This is a genomic window from Flavobacterium sp. LHD-80 (assembly GCF_030929605.1).
Taxonomy (GTDB): Bacteria; Bacteroidota; Bacteroidia; order Flavobacteriales; family Flavobacteriaceae; genus Flavobacterium.
In genome coordinates this window covers 365417-381996 of record NZ_JAVFVS010000005.1, presented here as the reverse complement: position 1 = coordinate 381996, position 16580 = coordinate 365417, and the positions used below count along the sequence as shown (strand labels likewise).

16 protein-coding genes are annotated in these 16580 nt (G+C 34.3%); 6 read left to right on the top strand and 10 right to left on the bottom strand.

Going from position 1 to position 16580, the window contains the following annotated elements; genetic code table 11:
- Positions 1-93: 93 nt before the first annotated feature.
- The 8 genes from RB619_RS09675 to RB619_RS09640 all read right to left on the bottom strand — a co-directional run bounded on the left by RB619_RS09675 (position 94) and on the right by RB619_RS09640 (position 8053).
- Entirely contained in the window at positions 94-1494 is a 1401-nt protein-coding gene (locus RB619_RS09675) for an anthranilate synthase component I family protein (protein ID WP_308096834.1), read from the bottom strand.
- Positions 1495-1795: 301 nt separating this feature from the next.
- Entirely contained in the window at positions 1796-3076 is a 1281-nt protein-coding gene (locus RB619_RS09670) for a hypothetical protein (RefSeq protein ID WP_308096832.1), read from the bottom strand.
- A gap of 204 nt (positions 3077-3280) precedes the next feature.
- On the bottom strand, positions 3281-3847 hold the full coding sequence (locus tag RB619_RS09665; protein ID WP_308096830.1) for a YceI family protein: 567 nt from the start codon (positions 3845-3847) through the stop codon (positions 3281-3283).
- A gap of 31 nt (positions 3848-3878) precedes the next feature.
- Positions 3879-4511, bottom strand: coding sequence for an NAD(P)H-dependent oxidoreductase (locus RB619_RS09660; RefSeq protein ID WP_308096828.1), 633 nt, complete (start codon positions 4509-4511; stop codon positions 3879-3881).
- 4 nt (positions 4512-4515) lie between these two features.
- Positions 4516-4977, bottom strand: a complete 462-nt coding sequence (locus RB619_RS09655; RefSeq protein WP_308096826.1) for a MarR family transcriptional regulator — start codon at positions 4975-4977, stop codon at positions 4516-4518.
- A gap of 453 nt (positions 4978-5430) precedes the next feature.
- Positions 5431-5907 (bottom strand): DUF6691 family protein, encoded by a 477-nt coding sequence (locus RB619_RS09650; protein WP_308096824.1) that lies wholly within the window; start codon positions 5905-5907, stop codon positions 5431-5433.
- Between the two features lie 10 nt (positions 5908-5917).
- Complete coding sequence (locus RB619_RS09645; protein WP_308097201.1) at positions 5918-6481, bottom strand: YeeE/YedE thiosulfate transporter family protein; 564 nt, start codon at positions 6479-6481, stop codon at positions 5918-5920.
- Positions 6482-6634: 153 nt separating this feature from the next.
- On the bottom strand, positions 6635-8053 hold the full coding sequence (locus tag RB619_RS09640; RefSeq protein WP_308096822.1) for an MBL fold metallo-hydrolase: 1419 nt from the start codon (positions 8051-8053) through the stop codon (positions 6635-6637).
- Between the two features lie 210 nt (positions 8054-8263).
- Here RB619_RS09640 and RB619_RS09635 point away from each other — a divergent pair, with 210 nt between their 5' ends.
- From RB619_RS09635 to RB619_RS09620, 4 genes are all read left to right on the top strand, one after another.
- The gene (locus RB619_RS09635; RefSeq protein ID WP_308096820.1) at positions 8264-8857 is read left to right on the top strand and encodes an HD domain-containing protein; all 594 of its coding nucleotides are present in this window, start codon (positions 8264-8266) and stop codon (positions 8855-8857) included.
- Positions 8858-9152: 295 nt separating this feature from the next.
- Positions 9153-10499, top strand: a complete 1347-nt coding sequence (locus tag RB619_RS09630; RefSeq protein ID WP_308096818.1) for a cytochrome ubiquinol oxidase subunit I — start codon at positions 9153-9155, stop codon at positions 10497-10499.
- A gap of 2 nt (positions 10500-10501) precedes the next feature.
- On the top strand, positions 10502-11578 hold the full coding sequence (gene cydB / locus RB619_RS09625; protein WP_308096816.1) for a cytochrome d ubiquinol oxidase subunit II: 1077 nt from the start codon (positions 10502-10504) through the stop codon (positions 11576-11578).
- 177 nt (positions 11579-11755) lie between these two features.
- Positions 11756-12247, top strand: a complete 492-nt coding sequence (locus tag RB619_RS09620) for a hypothetical protein (RefSeq protein ID WP_308096814.1) — start codon at positions 11756-11758, stop codon at positions 12245-12247.
- Between the two features lie 268 nt (positions 12248-12515).
- On the opposite strand, the gene RB619_RS09615 is transcribed toward RB619_RS09620, so the two are convergent.
- Together RB619_RS09615 and RB619_RS09610 are read right to left on the bottom strand one after the other, a co-directional pair.
- Positions 12516-13301, bottom strand: a complete 786-nt coding sequence (locus RB619_RS09615; protein WP_308096812.1) for a sulfite exporter TauE/SafE family protein — start codon at positions 13299-13301, stop codon at positions 12516-12518.
- A 126-nt stretch (positions 13302-13427) separates the two neighbouring features.
- On the bottom strand, positions 13428-14069 hold the full coding sequence (locus tag RB619_RS09610) for a Crp/Fnr family transcriptional regulator (RefSeq protein WP_308096810.1): 642 nt from the start codon (positions 14067-14069) through the stop codon (positions 13428-13430).
- Between the two features lie 350 nt (positions 14070-14419).
- On the opposite strand from RB619_RS09610, the gene RB619_RS09605 reads away from it, so the two are divergent.
- Both RB619_RS09605 and RB619_RS09600 read left to right on the top strand, forming a co-directional pair.
- Positions 14420-14731 carry a rhodanese-like domain-containing protein gene (locus RB619_RS09605; RefSeq protein WP_308096808.1) on the top strand — a complete coding sequence of 104 codons (312 nt, stop codon included), beginning with the start codon at positions 14420-14422 and terminating at the stop codon, positions 14729-14731.
- Positions 14732-14808: 77 nt separating this feature from the next.
- Entirely contained in the window at positions 14809-16389 is a 1581-nt protein-coding gene (locus RB619_RS09600) for an NADP-dependent glyceraldehyde-3-phosphate dehydrogenase (protein ID WP_308096806.1), read from the top strand.
- The last annotated feature ends 191 nt before the right edge of the window (positions 16390-16580 follow it).

The following is a 16580-nucleotide window of genomic DNA, read 5'->3' as shown; positions in this document are numbered from 1 at the left end:
TTGTTTATGGTTTTGTTTGTTAATTGTTTCAGGTTTCAGGTTTCAAGTTTCAGGGTCCAACAACTTGAAACCTGAAACAAAGAAAACTTGAAACTAAATTTTCTCCGCCATTTCCAGCGCTGTATTCAAGGCTCTTAATTTGTTGTATACTTCCTGCATTTCGCTTTCTTCGTCAGAACTTGCTACAATTCCGGCACCGGCTTGAGAATGTAATTGGTGATTTTTACTAAGGAAAGTTCGAATCATAATAGCGTGATTAAAGTTTCCTTCAAAATCCATGAAACCAATTGCGCCTCCGTAAAAATTGCGATTTGTTTTTTCATAATCTTCAATCAATTGCATTGCTCTGTGTTTTGGAGCGCCGCTTAAAGTTCCGGCTGGAAAAGTATCGGCAACAACTTGCATCGTCGTAGCTTTATCGTGTAAATGACCTGTAACTTTAGAAACCAAGTGAATCACGTGTGAGAAAAACTGAACTTCTCTGTATTTTTCTACATTAACGTCGTGACCATTTCGGCTTAAATCGTTTCTTGCCAAATCGACAAGCATTACGTGTTCGCTGTTTTCTTTTTTGTCTTCCGAAAGTTCTTTGGCTAAAAGCGCATCACGTTCATCATTTCCGGTTCTTTTGAAAGTTCCAGCGATTGGATGAATTTCTGCTTTTCTGTTTTTTACGATAATTTGTGCTTCGGGCGAAGACCCAAATATTTTGAAATCTCCATAATCAAAAAAGAATAAATAAGGAGATGGATTAATGCTTCGTAAAGCTCTGTAAACATTGAACTCGTCACCTTTAAATCCTTGTGTAAATCGACGAGAAAGAACTAACTGAAAAACATCTCCGCGGAAGCAGTGTTTTTTGGCTAAAGCCACATTATGTTTGAATTCTTCATCAGTTAAATTAGAGAAACCTTCGCCTTCTTTAGTGAATTTATACGAAGCAATATTTCTTGATTGCAATAATTGTTCAATTTCCGAAATGTTGTTTTTTCCATCAACGCTATGGCAGAAAATATACGCTTCATTTTTAAAGTGGTTAATAGCAATAATGTTTTGATAAACCGCGTAAAACACATCCGGGATTGAAGTTGCATTATCTTTTTTAGCAATCGAAACTTTTTCAAAATAGCGAACTGCATCGTAAGAAATGTATCCGAATAAACCGTTATTGATAAATTTGAAATCATTTTTCTCCGACTGAAATTGGCGCGAAAATTCCTGAATTACTTCTGGAATATTAGTCGAAGCATCAATTTTAATTTGTTCTGAACTTCCACCTGGAAACGTTTTTAAAATCGTTTCGTTTTCGATTTTAATCGTTGCGATTGGATTACAGCAAACGTAAGAGAAACTATTATCATTTCCGTGATAATCACTACTTTCTAATAATAAGCTGTTTGGGAATTTATCTCTTATTTTGAAATAAATACTTACCGGCGTAATCGTATCTGCCAGAATTTGTTTGTAATGCGTATTGAGTATAAAAGGTTTCAAAGTATGTTGTTTTTTAGTTTTTAATATATTTTCTGTAAAAATTTGGACCAAAAAAAAAAGGCTTGTCGTGATGACAAGCCTTTTATATTTATAGTTTTGAAAATACCATAGGAAGCTTAGTTCACGACGTTTGACGTAAATTCTTCCACCACCAAGTATTGTTCATTAATGTTTTCATTTCCTTATTTTGATATCACAAAGATATAAAGGTAATTTGAATTAGAAGTCATAAAATTTCAAAAAAAACTTTTCGAAATTAGAAAATTTGTTAAATTTTAAAATGCAATAACTTATTAATCCCTTAGTTTCCAATAGCTAACGTGTTATTTACGTTTGCTCTAAAATCTGGATTTCCTTTAATGTTTGGCGTTGTAAATAAATCTGTGTTTTTGACTTTTGTGTATTCTATACCTGAATTTTGGCTGTTGTAAAAGTTTTCAATAACCGAATTACTTGATGCTGATTCACTGGTAATACCGCCGTTGCAATTGTTTACAATTAAGTTTTTGAACGTAAGTTTTGATAAATTTGCTTCGCCATTTCCAATATTTCCTTCTAATAAAACAAAAGGCGTAAAACCAGAAATAATACTGTTTGATAAATTAAAGAAAGTATCTTCTCTAACATAAACAGACTCACGAACTAATCCCTGATTGTTCTCTTCTAAATTGACTAAAGTAATGTTTGAAGCATTTATTTTCGTCATTTTTTTAGACATATCAGTGTTTCCAATTTTGTCATACGAATCGACTTCAAAACATCTTGATCCCGAAATGTCTGATGAAAATGGATGACGAATTGCAATACTATTGCTGATGGTGATTTGCGCGCCTTGCGTAAAATCAAAATCATCATCTGTAGTTCGGTACGAAATTAAATTGTTCATATTCAAATCTCCACCATAACATTCAAACGAATCATCATTTGAAAAACTGATCTGAATATTGCTTAAAACTGTTTTTCTTCCCACTCCAGCCAATGAAAGTCCGTTTAACTCTTTCAATGAGCTTAATTTTCTTCCAGCATATTCAATTCGAACATATTTTAAAATCCCTGAATTATCTTCAGCATCCTGACCTCCATAATGATTTAACAGTGGTTCAAGATCAAATGGCAAAGTATGAAGCCCGCCTAAAGTGTTTATTGGCGCTTTTCCTAAAACAACAATACCGCCCCAGTCGCCTGGTTTTCTTTCTGTTTTTTCTTTGTTTGAAGTAAAAATAATAGGATCAGTTTCTAAACCTTCGGCCATAATTTTAGCGCCGTTTGTAATTACAAGTGTACCACAGGTTTTGTCATCGCCACGAATTACAGTTCCGGGTTCGATTGTCAAAGTAGCATTATTAGTCACGTAAACAACACCAACTAATTGATACGTATTACGTTTTAATAATTTTAAATCTTTGTCTATTGTTCCGGCAATTATATTGGTTGCTTCGTTGTATTCGTTGGCAGCAGGTTTAAAATTGGTCCAATTGTTCATCCAATTTGCGGTTCCAATAATGCCTTTAGTTTGTTGCTGAGCTTGTAGAAAAAAAGTGCTTAAAACGATAAAAAAAGCAAGAGTAGTTTTTGTTTTCATAACTATAATTTAAATTTCTAGTTTTTGATTTTTAATTTGCTCAAAATTAGAGTCCGAATGTTAATCAATTCGGTTATAGTTATTATGAAAGCGTTACTTTAGTATTAAGAACGTTATGTTTTTGAAAAGAAGTGAGTAAAAAACAAAACCCCCATAGTCTAAACTATTGGGGTTTGTTTTATGTTTGAATCTGTAAATTCTGGATTAGAATTTTAAAGCTACAGCCAATTCGAAATCGTCATTGATAGTTTTATCTCCTAAGTTTTGGAAGAAGTTACCAGAGTTGTATTTGATATCGTATTTAGTTCTGTCAACTTTGAAAGCTGTAGTTGCAGTGTTTCCAGCTACAGTGATATCAAAAGTTACAGGTTTAGTAATTCCTTTAATAGTTAAATCAGCAGTTACAGTATAAACGTCAGTTGCTTTAGCTCCGATAGATTTGAAAACTAATTTAGCAGTTGGGAATTTATCAGTTCCAAAGAAATCGTCAGCTTTTAAGTGCCCGTTTAATTTTCCTTGGTATTCTCCAGTTAAATCAGTTGCAGTTAATGAAGTCATATCAACTGTAAAAGAACCACCAACTAATTTTTTTCCTTTGAAAACTACTGCACCTTCTTTAAAGTTTACAGTTCCAGAGTGCTCTCCAGTTACTTTTTTACCTACCCATTTGATAGTAGATGCTTTTACGTCGATTTTTTTAGTTTGAGCATTTACTGAAATACTAGCCGCTGCTACGAATAATGCTATTGCAATTGTTTTTAAATTTTTCATGTTGTTAAAATTGAATTTAGATTAATAATAATTATAGAGTGATAAATAATTCTTCTTGTGATTTTCTAACTTTTTTGTAGTGCTGAGCGTCGTCCTCATCATGTCTGTAACCTACAGCAGCGATAACAGCAGCATTTAAGCCTAATTTATCGAAACCTAAGATTTCATTGAATTGCGCTGCGTTGAAACCTTCCATTGGAGTTGCATCGATTTTTAATTCAGCAGCTGCAGCTAATAATGTTCCTAATGCAATATAAGTTTGTTTTGCTGTCCAAATATTTTTAGCCTCTTGTGATAAGTTTGAAATAACGCCATTCATCATATCTGCAAAACCACCTAATGCTTCAGTAGGAACACCTCTAGTTTCGCTAATGTTTTTAATGTAAGCCGCTACAGATTCTGGTCCTGCATTTAAGTCGTTTGCAAAAATGAATATTTGAGAAGCATCAGTAAGTTGCGTTTGTCCCCAAGCCGCTGCTTTTAATTTTTCTCTAATTTCAGGATTTTCAACAATAATTACTTTGTAAGGTTGTAATCCGTATGAAGAAGCTGCTAATCTAACCGCTTCTTTTAATGTATTCAAATCTGCTGCAGATACTTTTTTAGTTGCATCATATTTCTTAGTTGCATATCTCCAGCTTAAATTGTCTAATAATGTACTCATAATATTAATTTTGTTGGGTTCGGTATTTTTCTAATAACTTGTTTAATAATTCTAACTCTTCTGGGCTTATATTCTCGGCAAATAAGCGTTCATGCTCATCTACTTTTGGGTCTAATTCTTTTAAAACATCTAATCCTTTTTGAGTAATCAAAACCTCGATTTTTCGTCGATTGTCCGGACATACATTTCTGGTTACAAATTCCTTCAGTAATAATTTGTCAACTAATCGGGTTGTGTTACTCGTTTTGGCTAACATACGTTCTTGTATTACACACATATTAGCAGGATTTCCTTTTTGTCCTCTTAATATGCGCAACACATTATATTGTTCTCCAGATAAATCATACGGTTTCATTATCTCGTTAAAATGATCCTGAATCACATTCTGTGTGTACATGATATTCAGAATAACTTTTTTCGCATTATCCATCTTAACTGTACTCTTAATAACCTCTTCAATTGTCATAGTCGTAAGTGTATAATTTGTATATACAAATGTATAACTTTTAATAGTTGTATATACAAATGTTGTGTTAATTTTTTGTTAATTGAAATAACGCTAAAATTAATAACTTGACAAAGCCTATATAATTAGTATAAAAGTACTATTTATTTTTTGAAGGTTCCAAATAAATCTTCGTCAAATGTTTTAAAGCTTTGATAAAGATACGTTTAAGTTTTAATTCTTTAAAATAATTGGCTTTAACAGAATGTAAATTTTGATCATTAGGGCGTGCCGGTATTTAAAAAAAGGCCTACTATACTTTGCGTTCATGAGGCCTTTTCTTAAATACTGTCGGGCTATACGCGCTACTTCGGTAGCCAGCTTCTATCCCTCACGCGAGCACAGCATACAAGAAACCCGACAGGTTTTTAAAACCTGTCGGGTTTAATACAGTATATAATATAAGGTATAGTATTAATGAGGCAATTTATCTTTAATCAAACCATAAACCCAAGTTCCTGCAATGGCGCTTACCAAAGTCACAACAATTACAGTCGCTCCAGTACCAATTTGAGCAAAAAGCGGACCCGGACAAGCTCCAGTAATTGCCCATCCAAAACCAAATAATAAACCACCATAGATTTGTCCTTTGCTAAAAGTCTTTGGCTGAATTTCGATTTTTTCGTCATCAAGAGTTTTGATGTTGAATTTTTTAATCAATTGAACAGATACTAATCCAACAGCAACAGCACATCCAATCACTCCATACATATGAAATGATTCTAAATTGAACATTTCCTGAATACGAAACCAACTGATGATTTCGGCTTTTACAAAAACAATTCCGAAAAAGATTCCAACGATTAAATATTTAATGTTTGCTAATCCATTTTCTTTTTTCTGGCTTGCGTTGATTCCTTCGCCGTCGATATTTTTATTTTCTAAACTCATTTTTCAAATTTTAAAGTGAAAGAATATAAGGCAAAATCAAAAGAGCCATTACAAAACCACCAATCATAAAACAGATTGTCGCTACTAACGATGGCCATTGCAAGTTTGATAATCCCATAATCGCATGTCCGCTCGTGCATCCGCCAGCGTAACGCGTCCCGAAACCAACTAAAAATCCACCAACAACAATCATAATAAAGCCACGAAGCGTAAACAGACTTTCCCAAGAAAATAATTGCGACGGAACTAAACCTGTATGATCTGTAATTCCATAAGTTGCCAGTTTTTCTGATAATTCTGGAGCAATTTCCACCGGATTTGGATTTGATAGAAAATAAGCAGCAATGAATCCGCCTAAGAATATTCCCAGAACAAAGAATAAATTCCAACTTTCTTTTTTCCAATCGTATTTAAAAAATGAAATATTCGCAGGAATGCAAGCCGCACAAATATGTCGCAACGACGAGCTAATCCCAAAAGATTTATTTCCGATAATTAATAAAATTGGAACAGTTAATCCAATCAACGGACCTGCAATGTACCAAGGCCATGGTTCTTTAATGATTTCAAGTATACTCATTTACTTTAAAATTTAGTTTTTTTATTTTAAACATTAAGATATTAAGGAAATTAAGCCAATCTGACTTAATGAAACTTTTCAAAGAAGGTTAAGGAAAATTAAGCATTCCAACTTAATTAACTTAATATCTTAATGGTTTAAAAAAAATTATGCGTTTAATGTTTTGCTTTGACAAACAAAATCTGATTTTGGAACATTAGTTTTAGAAATCGCTCCGAAACCTCCTTCAATTTCAGAAAAATTTCTGAAACCACGAGCCTGTAAAATCGAAGCTGCAATCATACTTCTGTATCCGCCAGCACAATGTAAATAAAAATGCTCATTCGGGTTAATGTCTTTTACCCAGTCATTAATATAAGCCAAAGGTTTGCTGTAGGCATCTTCAATATGTTCTGCTTCGTATTCGGTTTCTTTACGAATGTCGATTATTTTGTCTTCTTGAATGTTGACCTCATTTGCAAATTGTTCAGCAGTAATTCGGTTAACAGTATCAATTTCAAAACCAGCTTTTTGCCAAGCTTCAAAACCACCTTCAAGATGTCCTATAATAGTATCAAAACCAACACGACTTAAACGTGTAACGGTTTCTTCTTCCATCCCAATAGTAGTAACCAAAATGATAGGTTGCTTTACATCGGCAATTAAAGTACCAACCCACGGCGCAAAATCGCCATTAATTCCGATGTTAATTGATTGCGGAATAAATCCTTTACTGAAATCGGCAGCACTTCTTGTGTCTAGAATCAAAGCTCCGGTTTCTTCAGCAACAGCTTCAAATTCTTCGGCTTTAATTTCTTTCATTCCGTTATGCAAAACAGTTTCAAAGCTTTCGTAACCTTGTTTGTTCATCGCAACGTTCATGCTGAAATAGGCTGGAGGAGGTAATAATCCGTCGGTAACTTCTTTTATGAATTCTTCTTCGGTCATGTTGGCGCGCAATGCATAATTGGTCGCTTTTTGATTCCCGATAGTCGAAACAGTTTCTTTGCTCATATTCTTTCCGCATGCGCTTCCCGCACCGTGCGCTGGATAAACGATCACATCATCAGCCAAAGTCATGATTTTATCTCTCAATGAATGAAATAAAATTCCGGCTAATTGATCTTGCGTCATTCCAGCAGCTTTTTGAGCTAAATCAGGACGTCCAACATCACCTATAAATAAAGTGTCGCCAGAGAAAATTGCGTGATCTTTTCCGTTTTGGTCAATCAATAAAAAAGTAGTGCTTTCCATCGTATGACCTGGAGTATGCAATACTTTAATCGTAACTTTTCCAAGTTTAAACTCTTGTCCGTCTGTTGCAGAAATGCAGTCAAATTCGCAAGCAGCATTTGGTCCGTAAACAATTGGCGCTCCAGTTTCTTTGCTTAAATCAACGTGTCCCGAAACAAAATCAGCGTGGAAATGCGTTTCAAAAATGTATTTTAATGTAACGTTGTCGCGTTCTAAACGATCTAAATAAGGCTGAATTTCTCGCAGCGGATCAATAATGGCCGCTTCGCCGTTTGAAGTGATATAGTATGCACCTTGCGCAAGGCATCCGGTGTAAATTTGTTCAATTTTCATGATTTGGAAATCTAAAATATGGAACACAAAGGTAAGTTTGTTTTTTCGTAAAATAGGTGACTAATGTTACAGAAATTTGATTTCTGTGTAAAAAGAAGTGAATTTTCATTATACAAGTTATTTAAGTAATTTAAAGTTGAGCAATTACGCTTTAAGCTTTAATTTTGCATATTACGAATGTCATTTTTAAGAAAAAAAATAATCAGTTATATGAATACAAAAGATTTATTAGATCAAATTGCTTTTATAAAAGAGATTGATAAAGTAAAATACATTCAGCGAAAAACGAAACTATTTAACAGCGATCGATGCGAAAATGATGCAGAACACAGCTGGCATTTGGCTTTAATGGCAATTGTTTTAGCCGAACATTCAAACGAACCAATTGATGTTTTAAAAGTCGTAAAAATGGTTTTGATTCATGATATTGTAGAAATCGATGCTGGAGATGTTTTTATTTATGATACTGTAAAAAGTCATGATAATACGGGTGAAGAGCGATTAGCGGCAAACAGGATTTTTGGTTTGCTTCCGAAAAAACAAGCCGAAGATTTTATTGCCATTTGGGAAGAATTTGAAGCCGGAGAAACCAACGAAGCTAAATTTGCAAGATCAATGGACAGATTAGAGCCTTTATTGCAAAACACTTCTAACAATGGCGGAACTTGGAAAGAATTTGATGTGAGCTATGACAAGGTTTATGAGAAAAAAAGCGTGATTAAAAAAGGTTCAGAATCGATTTGGAATTATGCAGAAGGATTGATTAATGAAAGCGTTGAAAAAGGGATTTTGAAGAAAGGATAGTTTTTCGAATTCGTATTCTAATTACGATTTATAGACAATATTGTCATTTCGACGAAGGAGAAATCCTCGCAAGTAACTCCGCAACGTAAACCCAATCTTTGTCGAGCTTCTTGCGAGGATTTCTCCTTCGTCGAAATGACAAACCTCAGCGAGTAATCGTAAAGAATAAATGTAATTTCCACCTTTCAAATTGTTGAAAAGTTTCACAAATATTGGTACATAAACTTTTTTTTGAGAGTGACATTTCGGGTTTTAATGGGTAAATTTGTGGAACCTCATAAAACAATACCACTCTATGGAAGAAATGCTTTTTTATGACCGAATGCAATTCGCCTTCACAATTACCTTTCACTATCTTTTTCCGCAACTTACAATGGGTCTTTCGCTCATCATAGTTTACTTCAAATGGAAATATCTAAAAACTAAAGACGAACAATATAATCACGCCACGCATTTTTGGATGAAAATCTTTGCCCTGAATTTTGCAATGGGCGTTGTAACCGGAATTCCAATGGAATTTCAATTCGGAACAAATTGGGCTAAATTTTCCGAATTAACAGGAGGAATTATTGGCCAAACGCTCGCAATGGAAGGAATGTTTTCGTTTTTTTTAGAATCCTCTTTTCTGGGAATATTTTTATTTGGAGAAAAACTCCTCGGCCACAAATGGCATTTTGTCACCGGATTATTAATTTGTATTGGTTCCTGGGCCAGCGGATTTTTAATTATAGCAACACATTCGTGGATGCAGAATCCTGTTGGTTATGAAATTCTGGAAAACGGAAAATTTGTTCTGAATAATTTTCAGGCTTTGTTTTTAAATCCTTGGCTTTGGCCTTCTTATTTACACAATCAAGCCGCTTCTTTGGTAACGAGTTCTTTTGTTGTTGCTGGAATTGGCGCTTTCTATATTTTAAGTCATAAGAATGTTTCTTTCGGAAAACTGTTTCTTAAAACCGGTGTTATCTTCGGATTGATTTCGAGTATTATTGTTGCAGTTCCAACGGGAGATTTACTGGCTAAAAATGTCGTAAAATACCAACCCGTAACTTTTGCCGGAATGGAAGGAATTTTTCATACCGAGAAAAAAGGTTCTGAAATTGTTTTAATTGGTCAGCCCGATGTGAAAGACAAAAAGCTGGATAATAAAATTGCGGTTCCTAATATCTTGAGTTTCTTGACTTATGGAAACTGGAATCAAGAAATTAAAGGTTTAGATCAGTTTGAAGAAGATTTGCATCCAACCAATATTTCTGGTTTATATTATGCCTATCATATTATGGTTGGCCTCGGAACTGTGTTTATTGGTTTGATGATTCTCTCGCTTTTTCAATTAATAAGAGGAAAATTATTCGAAACCAAATGGATTTTGTGGTCATTAATGTTTATGATGCCTTTTCCTTACATCGCCAACACTACAGGTTGGTACACCGCTGAATTAGGAAGACAGCCGTGGCTCGTTTATAATTTAATGCGAACGGCTTCGGGCGCGTCGCCAACGGTTTCATCCGGAAACACTTTATTTACTTTATTAGGTTTCATCGGATTGTATCTTTTACTCGGAATACTGTTTTTGCTTTTGATTGGAAAAATTATCAATAAAGGTCCGCATCATGTGGAACTTTCAACAGAAAAAATATAAGTATGGAATTTTTTTGGTACGTAGTTTTAATGGGAATTTTGGCTGTTTATCTGGTTTTAGACGGCTACGATTTTGGCGCAGGAATTATTCATTTATTTTTTGCCGAAACAGAAAGAGATAAAAAAGTAATCACAAATTCAATTGGTCCGTTTTGGGATGCAAATGAAGTTTGGTTAATCGCTGCAGGAGGCGTTTTGTTTTTTGCTTTTCCAACTTTATATGCGTCTTCTTTCAGCGGGTTTTATTTGCCTTTGATTATGATTTTATGGCTTTTGATTTTCCGTGCTATCGGATTGGAGATGCGCGGACAAGTGCATAATCACATGTGGGAAGCAATTTGGGATAAGGCTTTCGGAATTGCGAGTTTGCTTTTGGCACTTTTCTTCGGAATTGCTTTAGGAAATATTGTTCGTGGAGTAAATCTCGGAATGGTTCAAAATGGCGTTTCGACTCAAGAACCGCATTTTTTCTTTCTGCCTTTGTGGAATCCAACTTTTAGTCCGCAAGCAAATGAATTGGGAATTATTGATTGGTTTACGCTTTTCTTAGGAATTGTAAGCACGGTCGCTTTAACTATTCACGGCGCGAATTGGATTATTTATAAAACAAATTCGTCTCTGAATCCGAAACTTAAAAATGTGGTTTTCAAATTAAACTGTGTTTTACTTCTTTTGGTTTTTATTTCGCTGGGAATTTGGCATTTTATTGAACCTCAACCGTTCCATAATTTTATCGAAAATCCAATTTTATGGTTTTTTCCGATAATGACTTTCGTTGGAATTGCAGGATTATTTAAAGTTCGTTCCTTTAAAAAAGATGGCTATGGTTTTGTATTTTCTACCTTGTTTTTAGTTGGAGGATTTGCTTCAACCGCTGTTTCAATTTTCCCGAATGTTTTGCCTTCAACTAATAATGTAAATCCGTCGTTGACTATTTATAATACTGCCGCTGGAGAATATGGATTGAATGCCGGATTAAGTTGGTTTTTTGTTGCTTTGTTTTTGGTAATTGTTTATTTTATTATTCAGTATCGCGTTTTTAGCGGGAAAATGGATGATGTTGGGTATGGGGAACATTGATTTTTTTGTTAGCCACTAATTGCACTAATTTTCACGAATTAATTATATGAATTGCCTCCAGTTTTAACTGGAGGTTTTTTGTTTGAATTTGAATTAGGCTTTTGCCAAAATCGCAAAGTTTGGCTAAAGCCTTTTATTTGTATAGATTTGTTTACCTCCAGCTAAAGCTGGAGGTAATTGAAAAAAAACAATATGGAAATAGTGCAGTTTAAAAACTGGAAGTTTGAAGTTGATAGATCCCTAACAATAGAAACTTATGCAGGAATTGTTAGTGGTGGAGCAGTTTCATGTAGCTGTAATGATTGCAAAAATTATGTTGAAAGTAGAGAATACATTTTTCCTGAAGAAGTTAAAATCTTGTTTTTAAATCTAGGAATTGATTATAAAAAAGAAGTTGAAATTTTATCTTATCAAATTTTGCCAAATGGATTACATCATATTGCAGGATGGTTTCATTTTAAAGGCAAAATGATTGATGGTAAGAATTGCAAAAGAGACATTGAAAATGAAAGCTTCCAAATAGAATTAACGGCAATTGGTGATAATTTTTCAATAGGTTTTTGCGAACAAAACAGTTTGACATTTTTTGAAAATAAAGATGATTTAATTCAGGTAGAATTTGAAGCTTATATTCCTTGGCTAATTGATAAAAGCTTAGAAAGTTTATAAATGAAAATTTCTCATTTACCCGAATTTGCGTTAGGGATAGAAGCGGTATCCTTTTTCTTGCTTCTTTAGCAAGGAAAAGATACAAGCGGATAGCCCGGCCGGAGGCAACGCCCATAAAATACAAATCTGTCTACTTCACGAAAATGAATTTTTAGTTTCACCTTTGTCAAAGCCTAAAGCTCTGACAAAGATTACTCTACAAGTGAACTAAATTGAAAATATTTAAAAAATCAGCCAGATCTGCCAAATCTGCGTGAAACTATAAATTCTAAAACAAAACCTCTTTCGCAATAATATAAAATCCCATTACGAGAACAAACCAGCCAAAAAGCGGTTTTAATTTTGCTCCGTCAATTTTTTTAGAAAGCTGACTTCCGATGAACATTCCGAGAAGTGCCATTCCTGAAACGCCTAATAAAAATGAGTAATTTATGGGGGTTCCAATGTATAAATCACCTGCGAAACCAATGGAAGAGTTTATTGTAATAATTAAAAGAGAAGTTCCAACGGCTTGTTTCATTGGTAATTTGGCAAAAAATAAAAGCGCAGGGATGATTAAAAATCCGCCTCCGGCTCCAAGAAATCCCGTTACAATTCCGACTAAAAAGCCAATGATGCTTAATTGAAGATAATTTGTTTCGCAGTTTTTTATTTCTGGCTGAGGTTTCTGAATCATAGAAATTGCTGCGGTAATCATCAAAACCGAAAAGACAATCATGATCAGAAAATCTTTTGAAACCGAATAAGAAGCGATTGAAAATAGGGTAGAAGCAATCTGTGGAAAAATAACTTCACGAATAATCAAAATGGAAATCACAGAAGGAATCGCAAAATACAACGCCGACTTTAATTTTAAATTTCCCATTTTATAATGGCTGTAACTTCCGGAAAGAGCCGTAAGTCCAACAATAAATAAGGAATAAGATGTAGCTTGCTCGGGATTTACGTTAAACAAATACACCAGAATTGGAATCGTCAAAATCGATCCGCCACCGCCAATTAAGCCCAACGAGATCCCGATTATGATTGAAGCAAAATAGCCTATATATTCCATTGCATTTGTTTTGATGCAAAGTTGCTTCGGAAATTAGAAACCTACAGTAACATTTATCACAGAAGAGAATTATTAAACACGAATTTCACGAATTGACACAGATTCTATATGTTTAAATAATTCGTGCTAATTCGTGAAATTCGTGTTTAATAATTCAATCTGGTTTCGGTTGAGTTTGACTAAACCACGTTGTTCCATTTTTTTTAATAATCTGGAAACAACTTCTCTTGATGTATTTAATTCGGTTGCGATTTCTTGATGCGAAAGTTTGACTTCGGAACAACCACAAGCATCAGAATGTCTTTTTAAATAAAATTCCAAACGTTCATCCATAGAACGAAAAGCGATATTATCGACAACTTCTAAGACTTCTTCAAAACGGCTTCGGTACGTTTCAATTACAAATTCGTACCAAGAACGATGCTCCATCATCCATTTGTCCATTAGCGTAAGCGGAATCATCATGACGGTAACATCTTCGACTACTTTTGCCATGATTTGGCTTTTTTCGCTTTTGGCAGTGCAAATCATCGAAATGGCGCAGGCTTGTCCCGGTTGTAAATAATACATTAAAAACTCTCCGCCATCTTCGCCTTCGCGGTAAATTTTGATTTTTCCTTTTAGAATCAAAACCGTGTTTTTAATATATTGTCCGGTACGCATTAAAATGGTTCCGGCTTCAAAGTTTTGCTGGTTTCCGTTTTCTTCAATAGTTGCGACAAGTTCGCTGGAGAAATTGGGAAAGATATTTTTTAAGGAGTTTTGCATTGTAAAGTTTTTTTCCACGGATTTACATCGATTAATTCGTGAGAATTTGTGCAATTCGTGGCTAATGTTTTTATCAATATCGAATTAAAAATTGTAATTTTTTACAAAGATAATAGATTCGGCTGGCATTAATTGTCAGAAAACGGTAATTAAGATGCATTTTATGCAAATGCAAAAAACCTATTTTCTATCGATTTTATAGACTGAATTTTTAAAAATAGTAAGTAAATTTGTAATTCACTGATTATAATCCTTTCTCTAAAACGTTTTCTGAGAATAATAATCGAAATCGCATTTGGTACGTTTTTAATTAATAGAAACGTCGTAATTTTACAAAAACACATATTACTATGAATTTATCACAAGAAGATTGGGTTGCTCAGTTAAATGCTGACGAAAATGCAGTTATACTTGATGTAAGAACTGAAGACGAATTTAATGATGGCTATATTGAAAATGCTGTAAATATTGACATCAATAAAGGTCAGGCTTTTATTTATGAAATTGAAGAATTAGATAAAAACAAAAATTATTATGTGTATTGCCGCTCTGGTGCCAGAAGTGCAAAAGCATGCCAGATAATGAATGAATTAGGTATAGAAAATGCCTATAATTTGCTTGGTGGAATACTGGACTGGGAAGGCGACACCGTACAATCATAAAGGAAAGAAGAGGCGCAATAAAGCCTCTTTTTTCGTTTTAAAATGCTATTAATAACCAAACTATAAATTACCAGATTATGAGTTTAATACCCGAAGAATATCAGATCAAAAGTCTGATAAATCAAGATACCTATCTTGTAAATGGAGAACTGAAAAAATGGACAGGGCAGACTACACCAGTATTTTCGACGATTTCATCAACTGAAAAGTACACTCCAACCTTATTAGGATCAATTCCGTTTATGGCAGAAAAAGAAGCTGCGGAAGTGGTTGAAGCTGCAAACACGGCCTATAATAAAGGTCAAGGTTTATGGCCAACTATGAAAGTGGTTGATCGCATTAAATGCATGGAGAATTTTGTAAAACAGATGAAGGAAACCCGCGAAGAAGTGGTGAAACTTTTAATGTGGGAAATTGGAAAAAACCTTGGCGATTCGCAAAAAGAATTCGACAGAACAGTTGAATATATTTACGATACAATTGCCAGTTATAAAGAATTAAACGGACGCAGTTCGCATTTTGAAAAAGTGCAAGGTGTTAATGCTATGATTCGTCGCGGACCTCTTGGCGTAGTTTTATGTCTTGGGCCTTACAATTATCCTTTAAATGAAACTTTCTCTTTATTGATTCCGGCTTTGATTATGGGTAATACCGTGATTTTTAAACCGGCTAAACATGGTGTTTTATGTATTTCGCCATTGTTAGAAGCGTTTAAAAGTAGTTTTCCAAAAGGCGTTATCAATATCGTTTACGGACGCGGAAGAGAAGTTGCTTCGCCAATTATGAAATCGGGAAAAATTGATGTTTTGGCATTAATTGGAAACAGTAAATCGGCGATTGCTTTGCAGGATCAGCATCCAAACAAAAACAGACTTCGTTTGATTTTAGGATTAGAAGCTAAAAACCCAGCGATTATTCTTCCGGACGCCGATTTAGATTTGGCTATTCAGGAATGTATCGCGGGAACTTTATCTTTTAACGGTCAGCGTTGTACGGCTTTAAAAGTGTTGTACGTGCACGAATCAATTAGAGAAGAATTCAATAAACGTTTTGCTAAAAAAGTAGACAGTTTAGCATTTGGAAATCCGTGGGAAAAAGGAGTTTCATTAACACCGCTTCCAGAAACAGATAAACCAGCATATATTCAAGGATTAATTGACGATGCAAAAAGCAAAGGCGCGCATATCCTGAATGAAAAAGGAGGAAAACATTCAGAAAACTTTATTTTTCCAGCCGTTTTATATCCAGTAAATAAAGAAATGAGAGTATATCACGAAGAGCAATTTGGTCCAGTGGTTCCAATTATTTCTTTTAAAGATATCAACGAACCTCTTGATGATATGGCCGAATCAAATTATGGACAACAAGTAAGTTTGTTCGGAAAAGACATTAAAACTTTGGCACCGCTTATTGATGCTTTGGTAAATTTAGTGTGCCGAGTTAACCTCAACAGTTCATGTCAGCGTGGGCCAGATGCGTTCCCGTTTACAGGCCGTAAGGATTCGGCTGTAGGAACTTTAAGTATTCCAGATGCTTTGCGTTCTTTTTCAATACGTACGTTTGTAGCTTCAAAAGATATCGATTATAACAATGAAATTTTGCAGGAATTGCTAAACAGCAAAGAATCAAATTTTATTAACACCGATTATATTTTGTAGTCATCAGGGTTATATATTAATTGTAGGGGCCGTCTTTTTCTTTTTGAAAGAGACGGTTTTTTTTTGAAAGGGACAAAGGGACAAAGGTTCTGAGGTGCTAAGGTTTTCATCCTTTGCTCTCTTTCTGACTGACAAACCTGAAACTTGAAACCTGAAACTTTAATTTTTTTAACTTAGTTGTAACAATAAGT